This is a genomic window from uncultured Ruegeria sp. (genome assembly GCF_947489545.1).
GTDB lineage: Bacteria > Pseudomonadota > Alphaproteobacteria > Rhodobacterales > Rhodobacteraceae > Ruegeria.
The window spans coordinates 78,701-94,586 of sequence record NZ_CANLDZ010000004.1; the positions used below are offsets into that span (position 1 = coordinate 78,701).

Sequence of the window (15,886 nt, forward strand, 5' to 3'; positions counted from 1 at the left end):
TTCTTGTAAACGGTTCCACGCGTCGGATCAACTGCGTCCGAACAGCCGTTCGATATCGCTCAGCTTGAGCTCAACGTATGTTGGGCGCCCATGATTGCACTGACCGGAATGCGGCGTCGCCTCCATTTCGCGTAGCAGGGCGTTCATCTCTTCTGCCCGCATCCGGCGGCCCGATCTTACGGACCCGTGACAAGCCACCCGGCTCAGTATCGCCTCGATCCGCGCCTGCACCGTCTGGCTTTCGCCCTGGTCTGCCAGCTCATCCAGTATGTCGAGGATCATGGCGCGGGCGTTGACTTCTCCTAGAATGGCCGGAGTTTCCCGCACCGCAACCGCACCGCCACCAAATGGTTCGATGGTCAGACCAAGACGCGACAAATCCTCGGCGACGGCCATCAGACGCGCACAATCCCCATCGGACAGTTCTACGATTTCTGGAATCAACAGCGCCTGCGCGGCCACGCCATTCTCAGCCATCTGGGTTTTCAGTTTTTCGTAAACCAACCGCTCATGAGCGGCGTGCTGATCAACGATCACCATACCTTCGGCGGTTTGAGCGATGATGTAGTTTTCATGAACCTGCCCGCGCGCTGCCCCCAACGGAAGGTCCTGTGCAGATTGTTCAACCTCTGCAGCACCCGCAAGCTCGGCGGGTTTCGCGTCAACGACGCTCCCGCTGTAGTCATTGGCCAGCTCAGCAAAGCCCGGCGATTGCGCCCTATAAGCCGCTTGTCGCGCGGCAGGGGATGGCCGATCCATCTGATAGACGCGTGCCTGACCGGGTGCCTCCTGTTCAGGCCGCATCGCGCCCAGGGTTGCACTGGAGACCGTCGATGACGCCCGATGCCCGGCCTCGGCCAGAGCGTGGCGCAGGCTTGAAACAATCAACCCGCGTGTGACGCCTGGATCACGGAACCGCACTTCGGACTTCGCGGGGTGCACGTTCACGTCCACCAGAGTTGGGTCGCAGTCGATAAACAGCGCCGCCGCCGGGTGGCGGTCGCGGCTGAGAAAATCAAAATAGGCGGCGCGTAGGGCGCCGGTCAGCATCTTGTCACGCACTGGTCGACCATTGACGAACAGATATTGTGCCACAGCCGCGCCACGCGAATATGTGGGCAATGCGGCGTAACCATACAGCCTGATCCCCTCACGCGTGGCATCAATCTGCAACGCATTTTCGGCGAACTCGCGGCCGATCACGCGGGCCAGTCTGGCATGTAAAGCGTCGAACAGATCACCGTTCTCGCGATCAGCGCGGAAGATCACGCGGCCTTCACCGCCACCCGATACGTCACGCAAAGTGAAGGTCACCGCAGGTTCCGCCATAGCGAGGCGTTTCACCGTATCCGAGATTGCCTGCGCCTCGGCCCGGTCTGTACGCATGAACTTCAGCCGTGCGGGTGTGGCAAAAAACAAATCCCGCAATTCAACCACAGTTCCGGAGCGCAAGGCCGCAGGTTTCACAGCCTCGGTTTTCCCACCCGATACCCGGATCAAGGCGGCCTCACCCTCTGGCACGCGGCTCGTGATGGTCAATCGGCCGACAGCTCCCAGCGAAGGCAGTGCTTCCCCACGAAAGCCGAAAGTATGGATGTTCAGCAGGTCAGACCCATCAATCTTGGACGTCGCATGGCGCGACAAGGCCAGCGGCAGATCATGCGACGCGATCCCACACCCATCGTCAGTGACCCGGATAAGTGTCTTGCCCCCGTCGGCAATATCGATGGCGATCCGGGTGGCACCTGCATCAATGGCGTTTTCAACCAGCTCCTTGACGGCCGAGGCAGGACGTTCGACGACTTCACCCGCCGCGATCCGGTTTATCGCAGCATCATCGAGTTGCCGAATCAATGGGCGATTTTCGCGGATATTGGGGTTTGGTTGCGCCATACCGCTAGACCTAGCACAACCAAGCGCGATTCTGCCACTGGTTTGAATGTCATTGATTGCTGTTTCAGCAGGCGTCCGGACAATCGTTACCAGCCACCAAAATGCGGCCAGCGTTGATCACGACCGTCCGGACGAGCCGAAGTGAGTGGTGATGTGATAGCTCCTAATATCAATCGACCTAACACGCGATTTTCTAAAAATCTTGTTAAGACTCATGTCGCAAATTTCTGGGCAGAGATTGGCCGATGACGTGCGATCGACGCTGGCGATAAAGCGCCAATTCACGAAGAGTTTTGCACACCGACACGGGTGCGACACGGGCCAAACATGGCCGTTAGGGCAAGAATCAGACCCGATATCGTAGCGATCATTCCCGCCGCGCTGACTGCATCCGCGCCCCCTAGCCACAATGGCCCATACCCCGCCAGCACATAGCCGGCGACCGCCGAAGTGATGGCGAAGACAACGCTCCAGATAATCTGCGTTTCCAGCCGATTGGTCATCATCCGGGCGGCTGCAGGCGGGCAGATGAACATGGCAATCACGATGATAGACCCCACGGCATCAAAGGCCGCCACGGCAGCGATAGCCGCCGTGATGACCAAGGCCATGCCCAATGCACCCGTGCGAATGCCGATGGTCCGGGCAAACCCTTCGTCGAACGTGGATATCTTCAACGGACGCCAGAACAACCAGGTGAACAGGATCACCCCAATCAGGGTCAGCGCAATACGCGACAGCTCAGACGGTAGCCCCGCCAGTGCTTCGAGGTCCCAAAGCGAAGACCAGCCGGTCGCATCCAGCCAGATCAGGCTTTCCAGATTGCCATACAGCGCGTGTTCAACATCCAGATGCACGGTCGACGTATCAGTTTGCTCAAGCAACAGAACACCCGCCGCAAACATTGTCGTAAAAACAACACCCATTGCAGCACCGGGTTCGATCTGCCCCAGACGACGAATTGCCTCAATCAGAACCACCGCCACAATGGCGGCACCTGCGGCCCCCAGCATCATCGGCCAGGTTGAAATCGCACCGGTCAGCAAAAACGCCACAACGATGCCGGGCAGAACAACATGACTGATCGCATCCCCAATCAAAGCTTGTTTGCGCAAGACCAGAAAGTTGCCAGGCAAGGCGCAGGCGATGGCTGCAAACGTGCCAATCAAAAGGGGCGTCAGCGACAGGGGGACAAATTCCTCACCGCTCATGACGGGACCTCCTGCGGTCCACCAATGCGGCGATCAATCTCGGCGATCTGGTCCTGGGTCAGAACCGTGTCTATGTCGCGCAGACCATCGTAAAGCGCCGCCGTCGCCTCGTGCGCTTGATCCGACCGCACAACCTCCCATCGTTTTTCGTCGCGCAATGCTTTGGCCGCGCGGGCTTTGCCGGGCTCTGTCGCGACACCATCCGCGCGAACCAAACCGGCGCGCCGCAAAAGGCGCAGCGTCAGAGGTTCGTAAATCTTCTGATCCTGCGCCAGTGCCAACAGGCCCTGCCGAATATGCACGCGTCGCTGGAACTGAAGATGGCGCAATACGGCGGCCAGAACACCTCGGACCGGGGCAAAAAACAAAGACAGGGCGAAAAACACAAAACTGACCAGAACGATGATTGGGCCAGTCGGCAAATTTGGGGCTGACGCCGAGAAGGCCGCCCCGACATAGCCCGCCAATCCACCCGCAAGACCTGCCAGCAGAACCACCCGATCCGAACGTTCGGACCAAAACCGGGCTGTCACTGGCGGGATGATCAGCAAGGCAACAATCAGGATAAGGCCGACGATTTTCAGGCCGACCACGGTCACAGCCATCACCAGCCCCATCATGGCAAGGTCAATCCGGTGCACGGGTAGCCCGCGTGCCGCGGCATAGTCCGGGTCAAACGCAACCATTGTCATTGGCCGCCGGATCAACACGACCAAAAGTAACGTTGCCGCTCCTCCTATGGCGATGATCAGCGCATCAGCCCAAAGCATTCCGGCGGTCGAGCCTAACAGGAATCCTTCCAACCCGGCCTGACGGCCAACACCCATGGTCTGGATGACCGTCAGCAAGACAATTCCGAACCCGAAGAATACAGACAGAACCGCGCCAATCGCGGCGTCTTCTGCCAATCGTGTGTGACGGGTCAGCCAGTTCATGCAAAGCAGGCCCACCCAAGCCGAGATAGCAGAGCCAGCGAGCAGTCCCGGCAGGTTGCGTCCATCCCCACCCAGCGCGACCAGAACCATAAAGGCCAGACACACGCCCGGCAGGGTCGCGTGGCTGATGGCGTCACTGACCAGCGCGCGCTTGCGCAGGAACAGGAACGTACCTGTTACCCCAGCAGACACACCCAGCAAGGTTGCACCAATGGCGACAAGCGTGGCGTTGTAGCCAAGCTGCAAACTCAGAGCATCCCAAAGCATGATTTATCCCAGTGCGCGTGAGATCTGGTCGATCTGCGCAGTTGCCAACCGACCGCCATACGCAGATTGCAGGGTCTCAGCGGTAAAGGCTTCTGCCACTGTTCCCTCAGCCACTTTGCGTGTGTTGATCAGGAAGACATGGTCAAAGTAATCCGTGACCGTCGCCAGGTCGTGATGCACGACCACAACGGTCTTGCCGGCCTCTTTAAGCGATTTCAGCACCTCGATAATCGCTTTTTCGGTGGCCGCGTCGACCCCGGCAAAGGGTTCATCCAGTAGATACAGATCTGCATCCTGAGCAAGCGCGCGCGCCAGAAAGACCCGCTGCTGCTGACCGCCAGACAATTGTCCGATCTGTCGGTCTGCAAAATCCTGCATGCCAACTCGTTTCAAGCATTCCTTGGCGTAAGACACATGGCGGGCACGAACACGCCTCAGCAAGCCCAATTCGCGCGACAGCCCCATCAGAATCACATCGATCACACGGGTGGGAAAGTCCCAATCTACACTGGCACGTTGCGGGACATACGCGATACGTGCGCGCTGTTTTTCCAGCGGCCTGCCAAACACGCTCACCTGACCAGATAAAGGTGAGACAATCCCTAGCGCCGCTTTCAGCAAGGTCGATTTCCCGGCCCCGTTCGGACCAATGATCGCTGTCATGGCGCCGGGCTGCACGGTCATGTCTACCGAAAACACGGCCGGTTTTTGGCCGTAGGACACGGTCAGACCCCGGATGGCCAGGGGGCTTGCCACCAACCCTTGGTCCGCCACTTTGACACCTTGATCCGCTACCAGATCCAGCATTTCTCAGAACCCCGCCGACAGTCTTCCGTCCATGCCGCGACCGGGCACGTCACCGTCCAATGCCCCGGCAATCACCGTTATGTTGTGATCCAGCATGCCAACATAAGTGCCTTCGTAGGTCCCGTCATCGCCCATGGCGTCCGAGAACAGCTCACCACCAACCTTAACCTTGTGCCCTTTCGCGGCAGCACCTTCGATCAGCGCCCGCATCGAACGATCCGAGACTGAGCTTTCGACAAAAACGGCCGTGATCTGACGATCAACCAGCAAATCAACCAACTCGCCAATCCGGTTCAACCCGGCTTCAGACTGGGTCGAGATGCCCTGAATTCCCAGCACCTCGAACCCGAAGCTTTCACCGAAATAGCCAAAGGCGTCATGCGCCGTGACCAAAACCTTGTTGTTGTCCGGCACAGTCCCAAGCGTGTCCTGTGCATAGGCGGTCAGACGGTCGACATCAGCCAGATGGGCCTGCGCGTTGGTCGCAAAGATCTCGGCCGCTTCGGGGCGTACTTCCGTCAACGCGGCCTGCACTTCGATGACAACATCACGCCACAGCTCGGGCGTCATCCACACATGTGGGTCGTATTTGTCGGCATAGTCGTCATGGGCGCGCAGTTTGGACTTATCAATTCCATCCGCAACCGCGATAACCGTCCGTTTACGCGCGAGATCCTGAAAGAAGCCTTCCATCTGCGCTTCAAGATACAGACCATGCCAAAGCACCAGATCTGCACGAGTCATCGCCACAATGTCACTGCGGGTCTGGCGATAGGCATGCGGGTCAACGCCTGGTCCCATCAAGCCCTTAACCTCGACCTGATCGCCACCGACCTGACGCGCCGCATCTGCAATCATGCCTGTCGTCGCAACCACTTTCAGTGGCGCGTCAGCCCAGGCTGCGATGGGCAAAGCAGCGGCAAGTGCCAAAGCTGCAAGTAAACTGCGACGAATCATGTGCGTGCCTTTCAAGGTGCCCTCTTGCGACTGAATATGAGAACCATTCGCAACTAAGTCAACGCTAATGAGAATTATTCGCAACTAAATCCTCATATTTTGTCCAAATGGTCAAATAATCTCCTGCCAATCGGCTTGTATGCCTTCCAATTGGTCGCATGCCGTGCGATTTTGGCGCAAACCTCCCAAAGGACGTGAAGATGGAAACGCAGAGCTCAGAAAGCCCCGTGCGCACCGCGCATCTGCCGCAAGTGACTGAACCCCGCAATCCGGGCATGGATCTCGATCTGGATTGGGTGCGCGCCGTGCAGGCCAATACCTCGGCCATTGAGCGCCGCGCCGCCACCCTGCCCGGTCGACGGTCGGTCAAGAAAGAGTATCAGGCGGCATGGTTGCTTAAGGCGGTCACGATGATCGATCTGACCACCTTGTCCGGCGATGACACCGTGGGTCGTGTCCGGCGCCTATGTGCCAAGGCGCGGCAGCCGGTGGCTCCTTCTACGCTGCAAGCATTGGACATGCCACCAATCACAACCGGGGCGGTCTGCGTCTATCACGACATGATCGAAACCGCGGTAAGCGCATTAGAAGGAACCGGGATTCCTGTTGCGGCCGTCTCGACCGGCTTCCCCGCAGGTCTGTCGCCCTTCCATCTGCGCGTAGCCGAAATCGAGGAAAGCGTGAAGGCCGGAGCAGAGGAGATCGACATCGTGATCTCACGCCGCCACGTCCTGTCGGGTGACTGGCAAGCCTTGTATGAAGAGATGAAGGCCTTTCGCTTGGCCTGCGGCGACGCACATGTCAAAGCCATCCTTGCAACGGGCGAACTTGGATCATTGCGTAACGTGGCGCGCGCCTCGCTGGCCTGCATGATGGCCGGGGCGGATTTCATCAAAACCTCGACCGGTAAAGAAAGCGTCAATGCCACGCTGCCCGTGTCGCTGGTGATGATCCGCGCGATCCGAGATTACTATGACCGCACCGGGTATCGCGTGGGTTACAAACCTGCAGGCGGTATCTCGAAAGCCAAGGACGCATTGGTCTACCTGTCTCTGATCAAGGACGAATTGGGCGATCGCTGGTTGGAGCCGGACCTCTTCCGTTTTGGCGCGTCTTCCTTATTGGGCGATATTGAGCGGCAGTTGGAACACTATGTGACTGGAGCCTACTCGGCTGGATACAGGCATTCTATGGGGTGAGCCTGTTGGTGACGTCTGGGCGATGAGTATTTGGGAAAAGATGAAGCGATGACAGTCAAAGAGATTTTCGAAACCATGGAGTACGGCCCTGCCCCCGAAAGCGCTGCCGAGGCGCTGGCCTGGCTGGTCGATCAAGGCGACAAGTTCGGTCACTATATTGATGGTGCGTTCACCAAACCGGGCAAAGGGTTCGAAAGCCGCAACCCAGCGACCGGAGAAGTGTTGGCCAAATTGAGCCAAGCCAAGCAGGCCGATGTGGACGCAGCCGTAGCCGCTGCCCGCAAGGCGCAACCGAAATGGGAGAAACTGGGCGGTGCGGGTCGTGCACGGTACCTTTATGCCATTGCGCGCCTGTTGCAGAAGCATTCCCGTCTGTTTGCGGTGCTGGAGAGTCTGGACAACGGCAAACCGATCCGTGAATCGCGTGACATCGATATCCCACTGGCGCAGCGTCATTTCTACTACCACGCGGGCATGGCGCAGTTGATGGAAAGCGAACTGTCCGATGCAGAAGCGCTGGGGGTTTGTGGTCAGATCATCCCCTGGAACTTCCCGCTGCTGATGCTGGCGTGGAAGATCGCCCCCGCTCTGGCAATGGGCAACACGGTGGTTCTGAAACCTGCCGAATATACTTCGCTAACCGCGCTTCTGTTTGCCGATATCTGCACACAGGCCGGGCTGCCCAAGGGCGTGGTCAACATTGTCACCGGTGACGGCGCGGTGGGTGAGATGATCGTGGCCTCGGACGTGGACAAGATCGCCTTTACCGGCTCGACCGTTGTGGGCCGCCGCATTCGGGAAGCGACTGGTGGCTCGGGCAAGGAACTGACGTTAGAGCTAGGCGGCAAGTCCGCCTATGTCGTCTTTGACGACGCCGATATCGATTCAGCAATCGAAGGGTTGGTCGACGCGATCTGGTTCAATCAGGGCCAGGTCTGCTGTGCAGGGTCTCGCCTGCTGGTGCAGGAAGGTATCGCGGACCGCTTCCACGACAAGCTGCGCGCGCGAATGGACACGCTACGCATTGGTCATCCGCTGGATAAATGCATCGACGTGGGCGCGGTTGTGGACCCGGTCCAGCTGCAGACCATCAAGGGTCTGGTCGAAAGCAACACCGCTGGCCACGTTCATCAGGCAGCCTGCGAGCTGCCCGCGAATGGCTGCTATTATCCGCCGACGCTGATCTCGGGACTCGAGACGTCCGACCCGCTGATGCAAGAGGAGATCTTTGGCCCAGTTCTGGTATCTTCAACCTTCCGCACGCCGGAAGAGGCGGTCGAGCTGGCAAACAATACCCGCTATGGGCTGGCCGCGACCGTCTGGACCGAGAATGTGAACCTTGCACTGGATATCGCGCCCAAGCTGGTCGCGGGGGTGGTCTGGGTGAATGCCACCAACCTGTTCGATGCGGCTGCCGGGTTCGGCGGTGTGCGTGAAAGCGGCTTTGGCCGTGAAGGCGGTTGGGAGGGTCTGGCGGCCTACACCAAACCCAAAGGCAAGACCAAGTCGCTGATAAAGGTTGAAGCGGCGACCGGCGAAGGCGCTCCCATCGATCCGATTGACCGTACCGCCAAAATGTATGTTGGCGGCAAACAAGCGCGACCCGATTCCGGCTATTCGAAGCCGATCTGGGGCAAGTCGGGCCTATTGGGTCATGTGGGCCTTGCCAACCGCAAAGACATCCGCAACGCGGTTGAGGCCGCAGCGGGCGCCAAAGGCTGGTCCAAAACCACCGGACACCTGCGGGCGCAGATCCTGTATTACATCGGCGAGAATCTCTCGGCCCGTGCTGACGAATTCGCAACGCGTATCGACTCGATGACTGGCAAGAAGGACGGTGCGAAAGAGGTCGAGGCCTCGATCCAGCGCCTGTTCACCGCTGCTGCCTGGGCTGACAAATATGACGGTCAGGTGCATGGCGTTCCGATCCGGGGCGTCGCCATTGCCATGAAAGAACCGGTCGGTGTCATAGGTGCCCTTTGTGCCGACGAAGCTCCGCTGCTGGGTCTTGTCTCGGCTATGGCCCCAGCGATTGCGATGGGCAACCGCGTGGTTCTGGCTGCGTCCGAGCCCCATCCGTTGGCGGCCACCGATTTCTATCAGATTCTCGAAACCTCCGACGTCCCTGCAGGTGTGGTCAACATCCTGACGGGCAGCCACGCAGAACTGGCGAAACCGCTGGCCTCGCATCTGAACGTGGATGCGGTCTGGTCATTCTCGTCCACCGACCTGTCGAAGGAAATCGAGGTCGTATCCGCCGGGAACCTCAAGCGGACCTGGGTCAATAACGCGACGGCAATTGACTGGAGCATGGACCATTCGCGTCGCTTCCTTCAGGCTGCCACTGAAATCAAGAACATCTGGGTGCCCTACGGCGAGTAGGGCTCCCGCAGTTTGGGAGGTCTACATGGACTTTGCAGGAAAAACCGTCATCGTGATCGGCGGCACAAGTGGTATCAACCGTGGCATTGCTGAGGCTTTTGCAGCCTCGGGTGCCAAACTGGCCGTCGCCAGTCGGTCGCAGGAGAAAGTGGACGATACGGTCGCGGCCCTGAAAGCGGCCGGCGCGGCTGAGGCGATCGGTACCGCCTTTGATGTTCGCGACTCTGACGCGGTGGCTGCAGATCTTAGACAATTCCATGAGGCTTTGGGCAATTTTGACGTGCTGGTGTCCGGCGCGGCCGGTAACTTCCCGGCACTCGCTGCCGAGATGTCGGTCAACGCATTCAAAACGGTGATAGACATTGATCTGATGGGCACTATCCATGTGTTGAAAGGGGCCTATCCTTACCTGAAACGCCCCGGTGCCAGCATCATCAACATCTCGGCCCCGCAGTCTTATCTGCCTTATGAAGGCCAGGCCCATGTCTGCGCCGCCAAAGCGGGCGTGGACCAGATCACGCGTACTTTGTCGATGGAATGGGGCGTCGAGGGCATCCGCGTGAACTCGGTTGTGCCCGGTTTCATCGAAGGCACTGAAGGCGCCAAACGTCTGGCACCCACACCCGATGCCGGAGAAGCGTTGCGCAAGGACGTCCCATTGGGCCGCTGGGGTCAACCGCAAGACGTTGCCAATGCCTGCCTGTTCCTCAGCTCGGACATGGCCAGCTATATCAGCGGCACAGTTCTGGCCGTTGATGGTGCGTTGTATCAGCGAGGCTCAGGCAAGTTCGGCCAAATGATGGGTCAGATGCTGCGTGGCATGAAAAAGGGTTGAGCATCGCCCAACCCCCATCATTCAATTGGTGGTTTCCAAACCAACCGGCTTGCCAACAACCGTGAAATGCAGCCCGTCTGGGTCGAGCAATTCAGACGCGATACGGTTCACTTCTTCCAGCGTTACCGCGTTCACCTTGTCGTTACGTGTGGCGATATAGTCGATCGGCAGACCTTCCATCTGCATGCCAACCATGATCCCCGCGATCTGCGCGTTGCCATCAAACCGCAGCGGATAGGCGCCAGTCAGATAGGTCTTGGCATCATCCAGCTCTTTCTGCGTGACACCGTCCTCAGCAGCGCGGGCCCATTCGGCCCGGATAACTTCGACTGCCTCAGCGATCCGGTCATTGGCCGAAGATACCGAGCCTAGATAAACCGAAGCCAAATCCTTGGGCACCAGATACGTCCCCACACCGTAAGTCAGGCCGCGTTTTTCCCGAACCTCCTGCATCAGGCGACTTTCGAAACCGCCACCGCCCAGGATATGGTTCAGGATGTAGGCGGCGAAGAAATCCGGATCATCACGGTCGATCCCTTTCTGGCCGAACAGGGCGACCGATTGCGGCGTATCAAAGTCGATAACGCTGACACCGCCTGAGATTGAAACCTCGGCCTTACCCGGGATCGGCTTGCCCGTCTCCGGCAGATCCGCAAGAAGCTGGTCGAGCAATACGCCCAATTCTTCTGCAGTGATATCGCCTACGGCACCGACAAACAGGCGGTCCTTGGCAAACACATTGTCATAAGCTGCCACCACGTCTTCGCGCGTCAAGCCCGCAACGCTGTCCAGATTTCCTTTGCCTTCGGACCCGTACGGGTGCTCTCCGTACGCCATTTTGGCGAAACTGCGCCCGGCAATGTCGTTCGGGTCGGTCTGATCCGATCTGAGGCCCGACAGGATCTGCGCCCGCACCCGATCCACCGCATCCTGATCAAACCGAGGCTGGTGAAGGGTGGTTTGCAACAATCCCACAACCTCGTCCCGGTTTTCGGTCAGAAACTGCGCGGAAATGGACACCGTATCGTCGCTGGCATTGTAGCCGAATGAAGCGGCCAGAGACTCAAGCTCCCGAGCATAAGAACGGGCATCCATGTCGCCAGCCCCTTCTTCGATCAACCCGCTCATGAGGTAAACCGCGCCGCGTTTGTCCGGATCATCCAGCGATGTTCCGCCCCGGAACCGCAATTCCAGAGCGGTGAACGGGATCGAATGGTCTTCGACCAGCCAAGCGGTGATGCCGCCGGGCGAGGTGACCTCTTTGATCTCGATCTCGGCCCAGGCGGGCAGCGCAAAAACAAGGACAATCAGAGTTGTGAAAAAGGCCTTCATTGCGTCACCTCGTCGTCGCGCATCAGCCAACCGGTGACGGATGCCTCGGGTTGCAGCACGTCGCGGGCAGCCGCGATGATCTCATCACTGGTGACGGCCTGCAGGATGTCTGGCCAAGCCTGAACATCTTCGACTGTCAAACCACTGGTCAATGCCCGGCCATAGCGATTGCCAATCCCATCCACATTGTCGCGCGCATAGGTCTGAGCAGCACGCAATTGCATCTTGATACGCTCCAGATCCTCTTCATTCACACCTTCGGCAATGAAATCGGCGACGGTCTGATCCATGGCATCTTCAGCCTCTTGCAGTGAAACGCCTTCGGCAGGTACGACCAAAAGATCAAACGTCGTGTCATCCAGAGATACGCCGCGATAAAACGCGCCAGCATAAACAACCTTCTGATCCTCGAACTGAAGTTTCTCATTCAGGTAAGAGGTCGTTCCGCCCCCCAAAAGCTCGGCCAGCAGATACAAAGCAGCGGCTTTTTCCTGCGCATCCGGGTCGCGTTCAGGCGCAAGATAGCTGCGCTGCACATAAGGCTGCGAAACGCGCGGGTCCTTGTAAGTCAACCGACGTTCGGTGGTTTGCGGCGGTTCCTGAGAGCGCACGCGTTCAGGCAAATCCGCGTTGGCAGGGATCACACCGTAATACTGGTCGGCCAAGGCGCGAACCTCGTCCGGGTCGACGTCTCCGGTCACGACCAGAATGGCGTTATTAGGCGCGTAATGGGTTTGGTAGAAGGACAGGGCGTCATCCATATCCAGCGTTTCCATCTCGTGCTTCCAGCCGATGATTGGCACGCCATACCGATGGTTGAGATATTGCGCCGCGCTCATCTGCTCACCAAACAAGGCGCGCGGATTGTTTTCAGTGCGCTGGTTGCGTTCTTCTAAAATCACATCGCGTTCGGTGAGGATGTCGTTTTCGGACAGGCGGATGTTACGCATCCGGTCCGCCTCCATCCGCATCATCAGTTCCAGACGATCTGCAGCGACGCGCTGAAAATAGGCGGTGTAATCGTACGAGGTAAATGCGTTGTCATTGCCACCGTTTGCCGCAACGGTGGCCGAAAACTCACCCGGCGCCAGCGTATCGGTGCCTTTGAACAACAAATGTTCCAGAAAATGTGCCACGCCGGATGATCCGACAGGTTCATCAGCCGAACCAGCCCGATACCAGACCATATGCTGAACGACTGGCGCGCGGTGATCTTCGACCACCACAACGTCCATGCCGTTGTCCAGCGTAAATGTTGTGACCGCCTCTTGTCCGTCCTCGGCAAAAACCGGGGTGGCGGCAATCAGGGCGGCCGACAGTGTCAGGGCCCGAACCATGGGGCATCCTCCGTTTCGTTTCTGGCTTTCAAACTACGGTGGTGCGGCGCAGGTTCAAGGGAGATGACGGAAAGTTAAGAATTATTCATTCGCAGGGGGGGATGATGGTGTTTCTAGGCCAACGCCGCGGGCCGCCTCGGTTTCCTGAAACGGATCAATGGATTGACGTTCATAAACCTGGGCATAGCGATCAACCGGGAACAAGCGCAGGCCGGTCCAGCGACCACGTCGCTTGCGGAACGCATCATCCTCTTCCTGAACGACCTGCCGCGTGTTGGCGGGCACACCATAGCGGCTGGACGCCGTAACCAGCGCTGCATCAGAAGACGGAACAGAGGTGTTCGGGTTCAACGCCGCAGGGTTCCCGCCCAATGCGGCAACTGCATCGGCATTTGGGTTGGGATCCGTCAGGTTCCCGCCACCCGGCGTCGGCGCGGGCAGGAAAGCATAATCCTGCGGTTCCGTCAGCGGTTTGACCGGCAGCACCGAAAACTCATCCGGTCCCTGACCCGGAGGCTCGAGATCGCGCAAGCCGGGGTTGGAGCATCCCGCAACGGCGGCTGCAACAGTCAAAGCAAGTATCGCGCGCGGCATCCGCATTATCGTCTCCAGCCTGTTTTGTCAGCTTTTATCGCATATCAACCGGCGCGTCACGAGGGCTTTTTGCCATCGAACAAAACCAGACCAATTGCTCCGGCAAATATGAACACATCGGCCAGATTGAACACAAACGGATTGTTGATTCCACAGCAGGACATGTTCAGAAAATCCAGAACAAAGCCGTATAAGATGCGATCAATCACATTCCCCAACGCGCCGCCAATCAACAGACCGCCACATATCAGCATGAAGTTTGTCGCTGTCGAACGCCGCAACCAGATCACGACAGCGAAGCAGATGGCGATGGAAACACCAATCAATACCCAGCGCGACGCGTCACCGTCGCCCTGAAACAGGCCGAAATTAATCCCGCGATTCTCACCGTATTTGAACACCAGAAGGGGCGGCAGCACATCGATGCCTCCCAGTTGATCAGCCACGCGCATCACATGAACGACCAGATACTTACTGACCTGGTCGATCACAAACGCGGCCAATCCGGCCCAGATCAACAGCCGATAACCCATCAGTGCCGGAAATGCCTCATGCCGGTGAAGACCATCGCCAATCCGGCCTCGTCAGCGGCGGCGATCACTTCGTCATCCCGCATCGAGCCGCCCGGCTGAATCACACAGGTCGCGCCGGCCTCGGCGGCCTCCATCAACCCGTCGGGGAAAGGGAAAAACGCATCCGAAGCCACTGCAGACCCGATTGTCAACGGCTGCGGCAGGTTAAGTACATCGGCCATACGTTCGGCTTTTTTAGCAGCAATCAGGGCCGAATCGACGCGGCTCATTTGACCCGCGCCGACGCCCACAGTTGCGCCATCTTTGACATAGACGATGGCATTGGACTTGACGTGTTTGGCCACTTTCCAGGCAAACAACAGGTCGCTCATCTGCTCATCTGACGGGGCTTTCTTGGTGACAACCTTCAGGTCGTCCAGGCCAACAAAGCCATTGTCCTTGTCTTGCACCAAAAGGCCACCAGCCACCTGACGCACCGTCTTGCCGGCCGCAGTTACATCCGGCAGGGCTTCGGTCGTCAGCAGTCGTAAGTTTTTCTTAGCCGCAAAGATCGCTTTTGCCTCATCCGATGCGCCCGGGGCGATCACAACCTCGGTGAAAATGCCTGTGATTTCCTGTGCAGTTTCGGCGTCTAGTGGCTGGTTCAGCGCCACAATCCCACCAAAGGCCGAGGTGCGGTCACAGTCGAACGCAGCCTTGTAAGCCTCAATCAGCGTCGCGCCCTTGGCCACACCACATGGGTTGGCGTGTTTGATGATTGCACAAGCCGCACCCTGAGCGGGGTCGAACTCGGCAACCAGTTCAAAAGCCGCATCGGTGTCGTTGATGTTATTATAACTCAGTTCCTTGCCCTGGTGTTGCACGGCAGTGGCCACGCCGGGGCGATTGGTCCCATCGGTGTAGAACGCAGCCTGCTGATGGCTGTTCTCGCCATAACGAAGGGTCTGTTTCAACTCACCCGCAAAAGCGCGGCGTTTGGGTGCCTCAAGCCGCAGAGCGTCGGCCATCCAGTTCGATACAGCACTGTCATAAGCTGCAGTGCGGGCATAGGCCTTTTGGGCAAGCCACTGACGGAACCCCAGCGAGGTCTTGCCGTAATTCTCTTCCAACTGATCCAGCAGAGAGGAATAATCCTCGACATCCACCACCACGTTCACAAATGCATGGTTCTTGGACGCCGCGCGGATCATCGCCGGGCCGCCTATGTCGATGTTTTCGATGCATTCATCATAGTCTGCACCTTTGGCGACGGTCGCCTCGAACGGGTAGAGGTTCACCACTAGCAGGTCGATTGCACCGATACCGTGTTCATTCATCGCAGCTACATGCGTATCATTGTCCCGCAGCGCCAGCAGGCCGCCATGTACCATGGGATGCAGCGTCTTGACCCGGCCATCCATCATCTCGGGGAAGCCGGTGATTTCGCTGACATCCTTGACCTCTAGCCCTGCATCGCGCAGCGCGTTAGCGGTCCCGCCGGTCGACAGCAGCTCGATCCCGCGCTCGGCCAGCGCCTTTCCCAGCTCGATCAATCCGGTCTTGTCGGAAACGGAAAGCAACGCGCGGCGCACGGGGTGAAAGTCGGTCATGGGTCCAAGGGTCCT

At 58.5% G+C, this 15,886-nt stretch carries 13 protein-coding genes; 3 read left to right on the forward strand and 10 right to left on the reverse strand.

The window, feature by feature from the left end; genetic code table 11:
• Window positions 1-27: 27 nt before the first annotated feature.
• The 5 genes from mutL to Q1B13_RS07460 form a co-directional block, all read right to left on the reverse strand.
• Window positions 28-1,893, reverse strand: coding sequence for a DNA mismatch repair endonuclease MutL (mutL, locus tag Q1B13_RS07440; protein ID WP_299078977.1), 1,866 nt, complete (start codon window positions 1,891-1,893; stop codon window positions 28-30).
• Window positions 1,894-2,174: 281 nt separating this feature from the next.
• Window positions 2,175-3,104 (reverse strand): metal ABC transporter permease, encoded by a 930-nt coding sequence (locus Q1B13_RS07445; RefSeq protein WP_299078980.1) that lies wholly within the window; start codon window positions 3,102-3,104, stop codon window positions 2,175-2,177.
• Window positions 3,101-4,306: a metal ABC transporter permease gene (locus tag Q1B13_RS07450; RefSeq protein ID WP_299078983.1), complete on the reverse strand. Its 1,206-nt coding sequence runs from the start codon at window positions 4,304-4,306 to the stop codon at window positions 3,101-3,103. Before Q1B13_RS07450 ends, Q1B13_RS07445 begins: the two co-directional genes overlap by 4 nt.
• Before the next feature lie 3 nt (window positions 4,307-4,309).
• On the reverse strand, window positions 4,310-5,113 hold the full coding sequence (locus tag Q1B13_RS07455) for a metal ABC transporter ATP-binding protein (protein ID WP_299078986.1): 804 nt from the start codon (window positions 5,111-5,113) through the stop codon (window positions 4,310-4,312).
• 3 nt (window positions 5,114-5,116) lie between these two features.
• Window positions 5,117-6,070: a zinc ABC transporter substrate-binding protein gene (locus Q1B13_RS07460; RefSeq protein ID WP_299078990.1), complete on the reverse strand. Its 954-nt coding sequence runs from the start codon at window positions 6,068-6,070 to the stop codon at window positions 5,117-5,119.
• 200 nt (window positions 6,071-6,270) lie between these two features.
• On the opposite strand from Q1B13_RS07460, the gene deoC reads away from it, so the two are divergent.
• From deoC to Q1B13_RS07475, 3 genes are read left to right on the forward strand one after another with little or no spacing between them, the layout of a single operon-like run.
• Entirely contained in the window at window positions 6,271-7,269 is a 999-nt protein-coding gene (gene deoC, locus Q1B13_RS07465) for a deoxyribose-phosphate aldolase (RefSeq protein WP_299078993.1), read from the forward strand.
• 48 nt (window positions 7,270-7,317) lie between these two features.
• Window positions 7,318-9,651, forward strand: a complete 2,334-nt coding sequence (locus tag Q1B13_RS07470; RefSeq protein ID WP_299078996.1) for an aldehyde dehydrogenase family protein — start codon at window positions 7,318-7,320, stop codon at window positions 9,649-9,651.
• Between the two features lie 25 nt (window positions 9,652-9,676).
• Window positions 9,677-10,486 carry an SDR family oxidoreductase gene (locus Q1B13_RS07475; protein ID WP_299078999.1) on the forward strand — a complete coding sequence of 270 codons (810 nt, stop codon included), beginning with the start codon at window positions 9,677-9,679 and terminating at the stop codon, window positions 10,484-10,486.
• A 21-nt stretch (window positions 10,487-10,507) separates the two neighbouring features.
• On the opposite strand, the gene Q1B13_RS07480 is transcribed toward Q1B13_RS07475, so the two are convergent.
• From Q1B13_RS07480 to purH, 5 genes are all read right to left on the reverse strand, one after another.
• Window positions 10,508-11,818 (reverse strand): pitrilysin family protein, encoded by a 1,311-nt coding sequence (locus Q1B13_RS07480; RefSeq protein ID WP_299079002.1) that lies wholly within the window; start codon window positions 11,816-11,818, stop codon window positions 10,508-10,510.
• Window positions 11,815-13,155 (reverse strand): pitrilysin family protein, encoded by a 1,341-nt coding sequence (locus tag Q1B13_RS07485; RefSeq protein ID WP_299079005.1) that lies wholly within the window; start codon window positions 13,153-13,155, stop codon window positions 11,815-11,817. The genes Q1B13_RS07480 and Q1B13_RS07485 overlap by 4 nt, the downstream gene beginning before the upstream one ends.
• Before the next feature lie 81 nt (window positions 13,156-13,236).
• Window positions 13,237-13,755 carry a DUF3035 domain-containing protein gene (locus tag Q1B13_RS07490; RefSeq protein ID WP_299079008.1) on the reverse strand — a complete coding sequence of 173 codons (519 nt, stop codon included), beginning with the start codon at window positions 13,753-13,755 and terminating at the stop codon, window positions 13,237-13,239.
• 50 nt (window positions 13,756-13,805) lie between these two features.
• Complete coding sequence (lspA, locus tag Q1B13_RS07495; RefSeq protein ID WP_299079011.1) at window positions 13,806-14,282, reverse strand: signal peptidase II; 477 nt, start codon at window positions 14,280-14,282, stop codon at window positions 13,806-13,808.
• Window positions 14,282-15,871, reverse strand: a complete 1,590-nt coding sequence (gene purH, locus Q1B13_RS07500; RefSeq protein ID WP_299079014.1) for a bifunctional phosphoribosylaminoimidazolecarboxamide formyltransferase/IMP cyclohydrolase — start codon at window positions 15,869-15,871, stop codon at window positions 14,282-14,284. Before purH ends, lspA begins: the two co-directional genes overlap by 1 nt.
• Window positions 15,872-15,886: the final 15 nt, after the last annotated feature.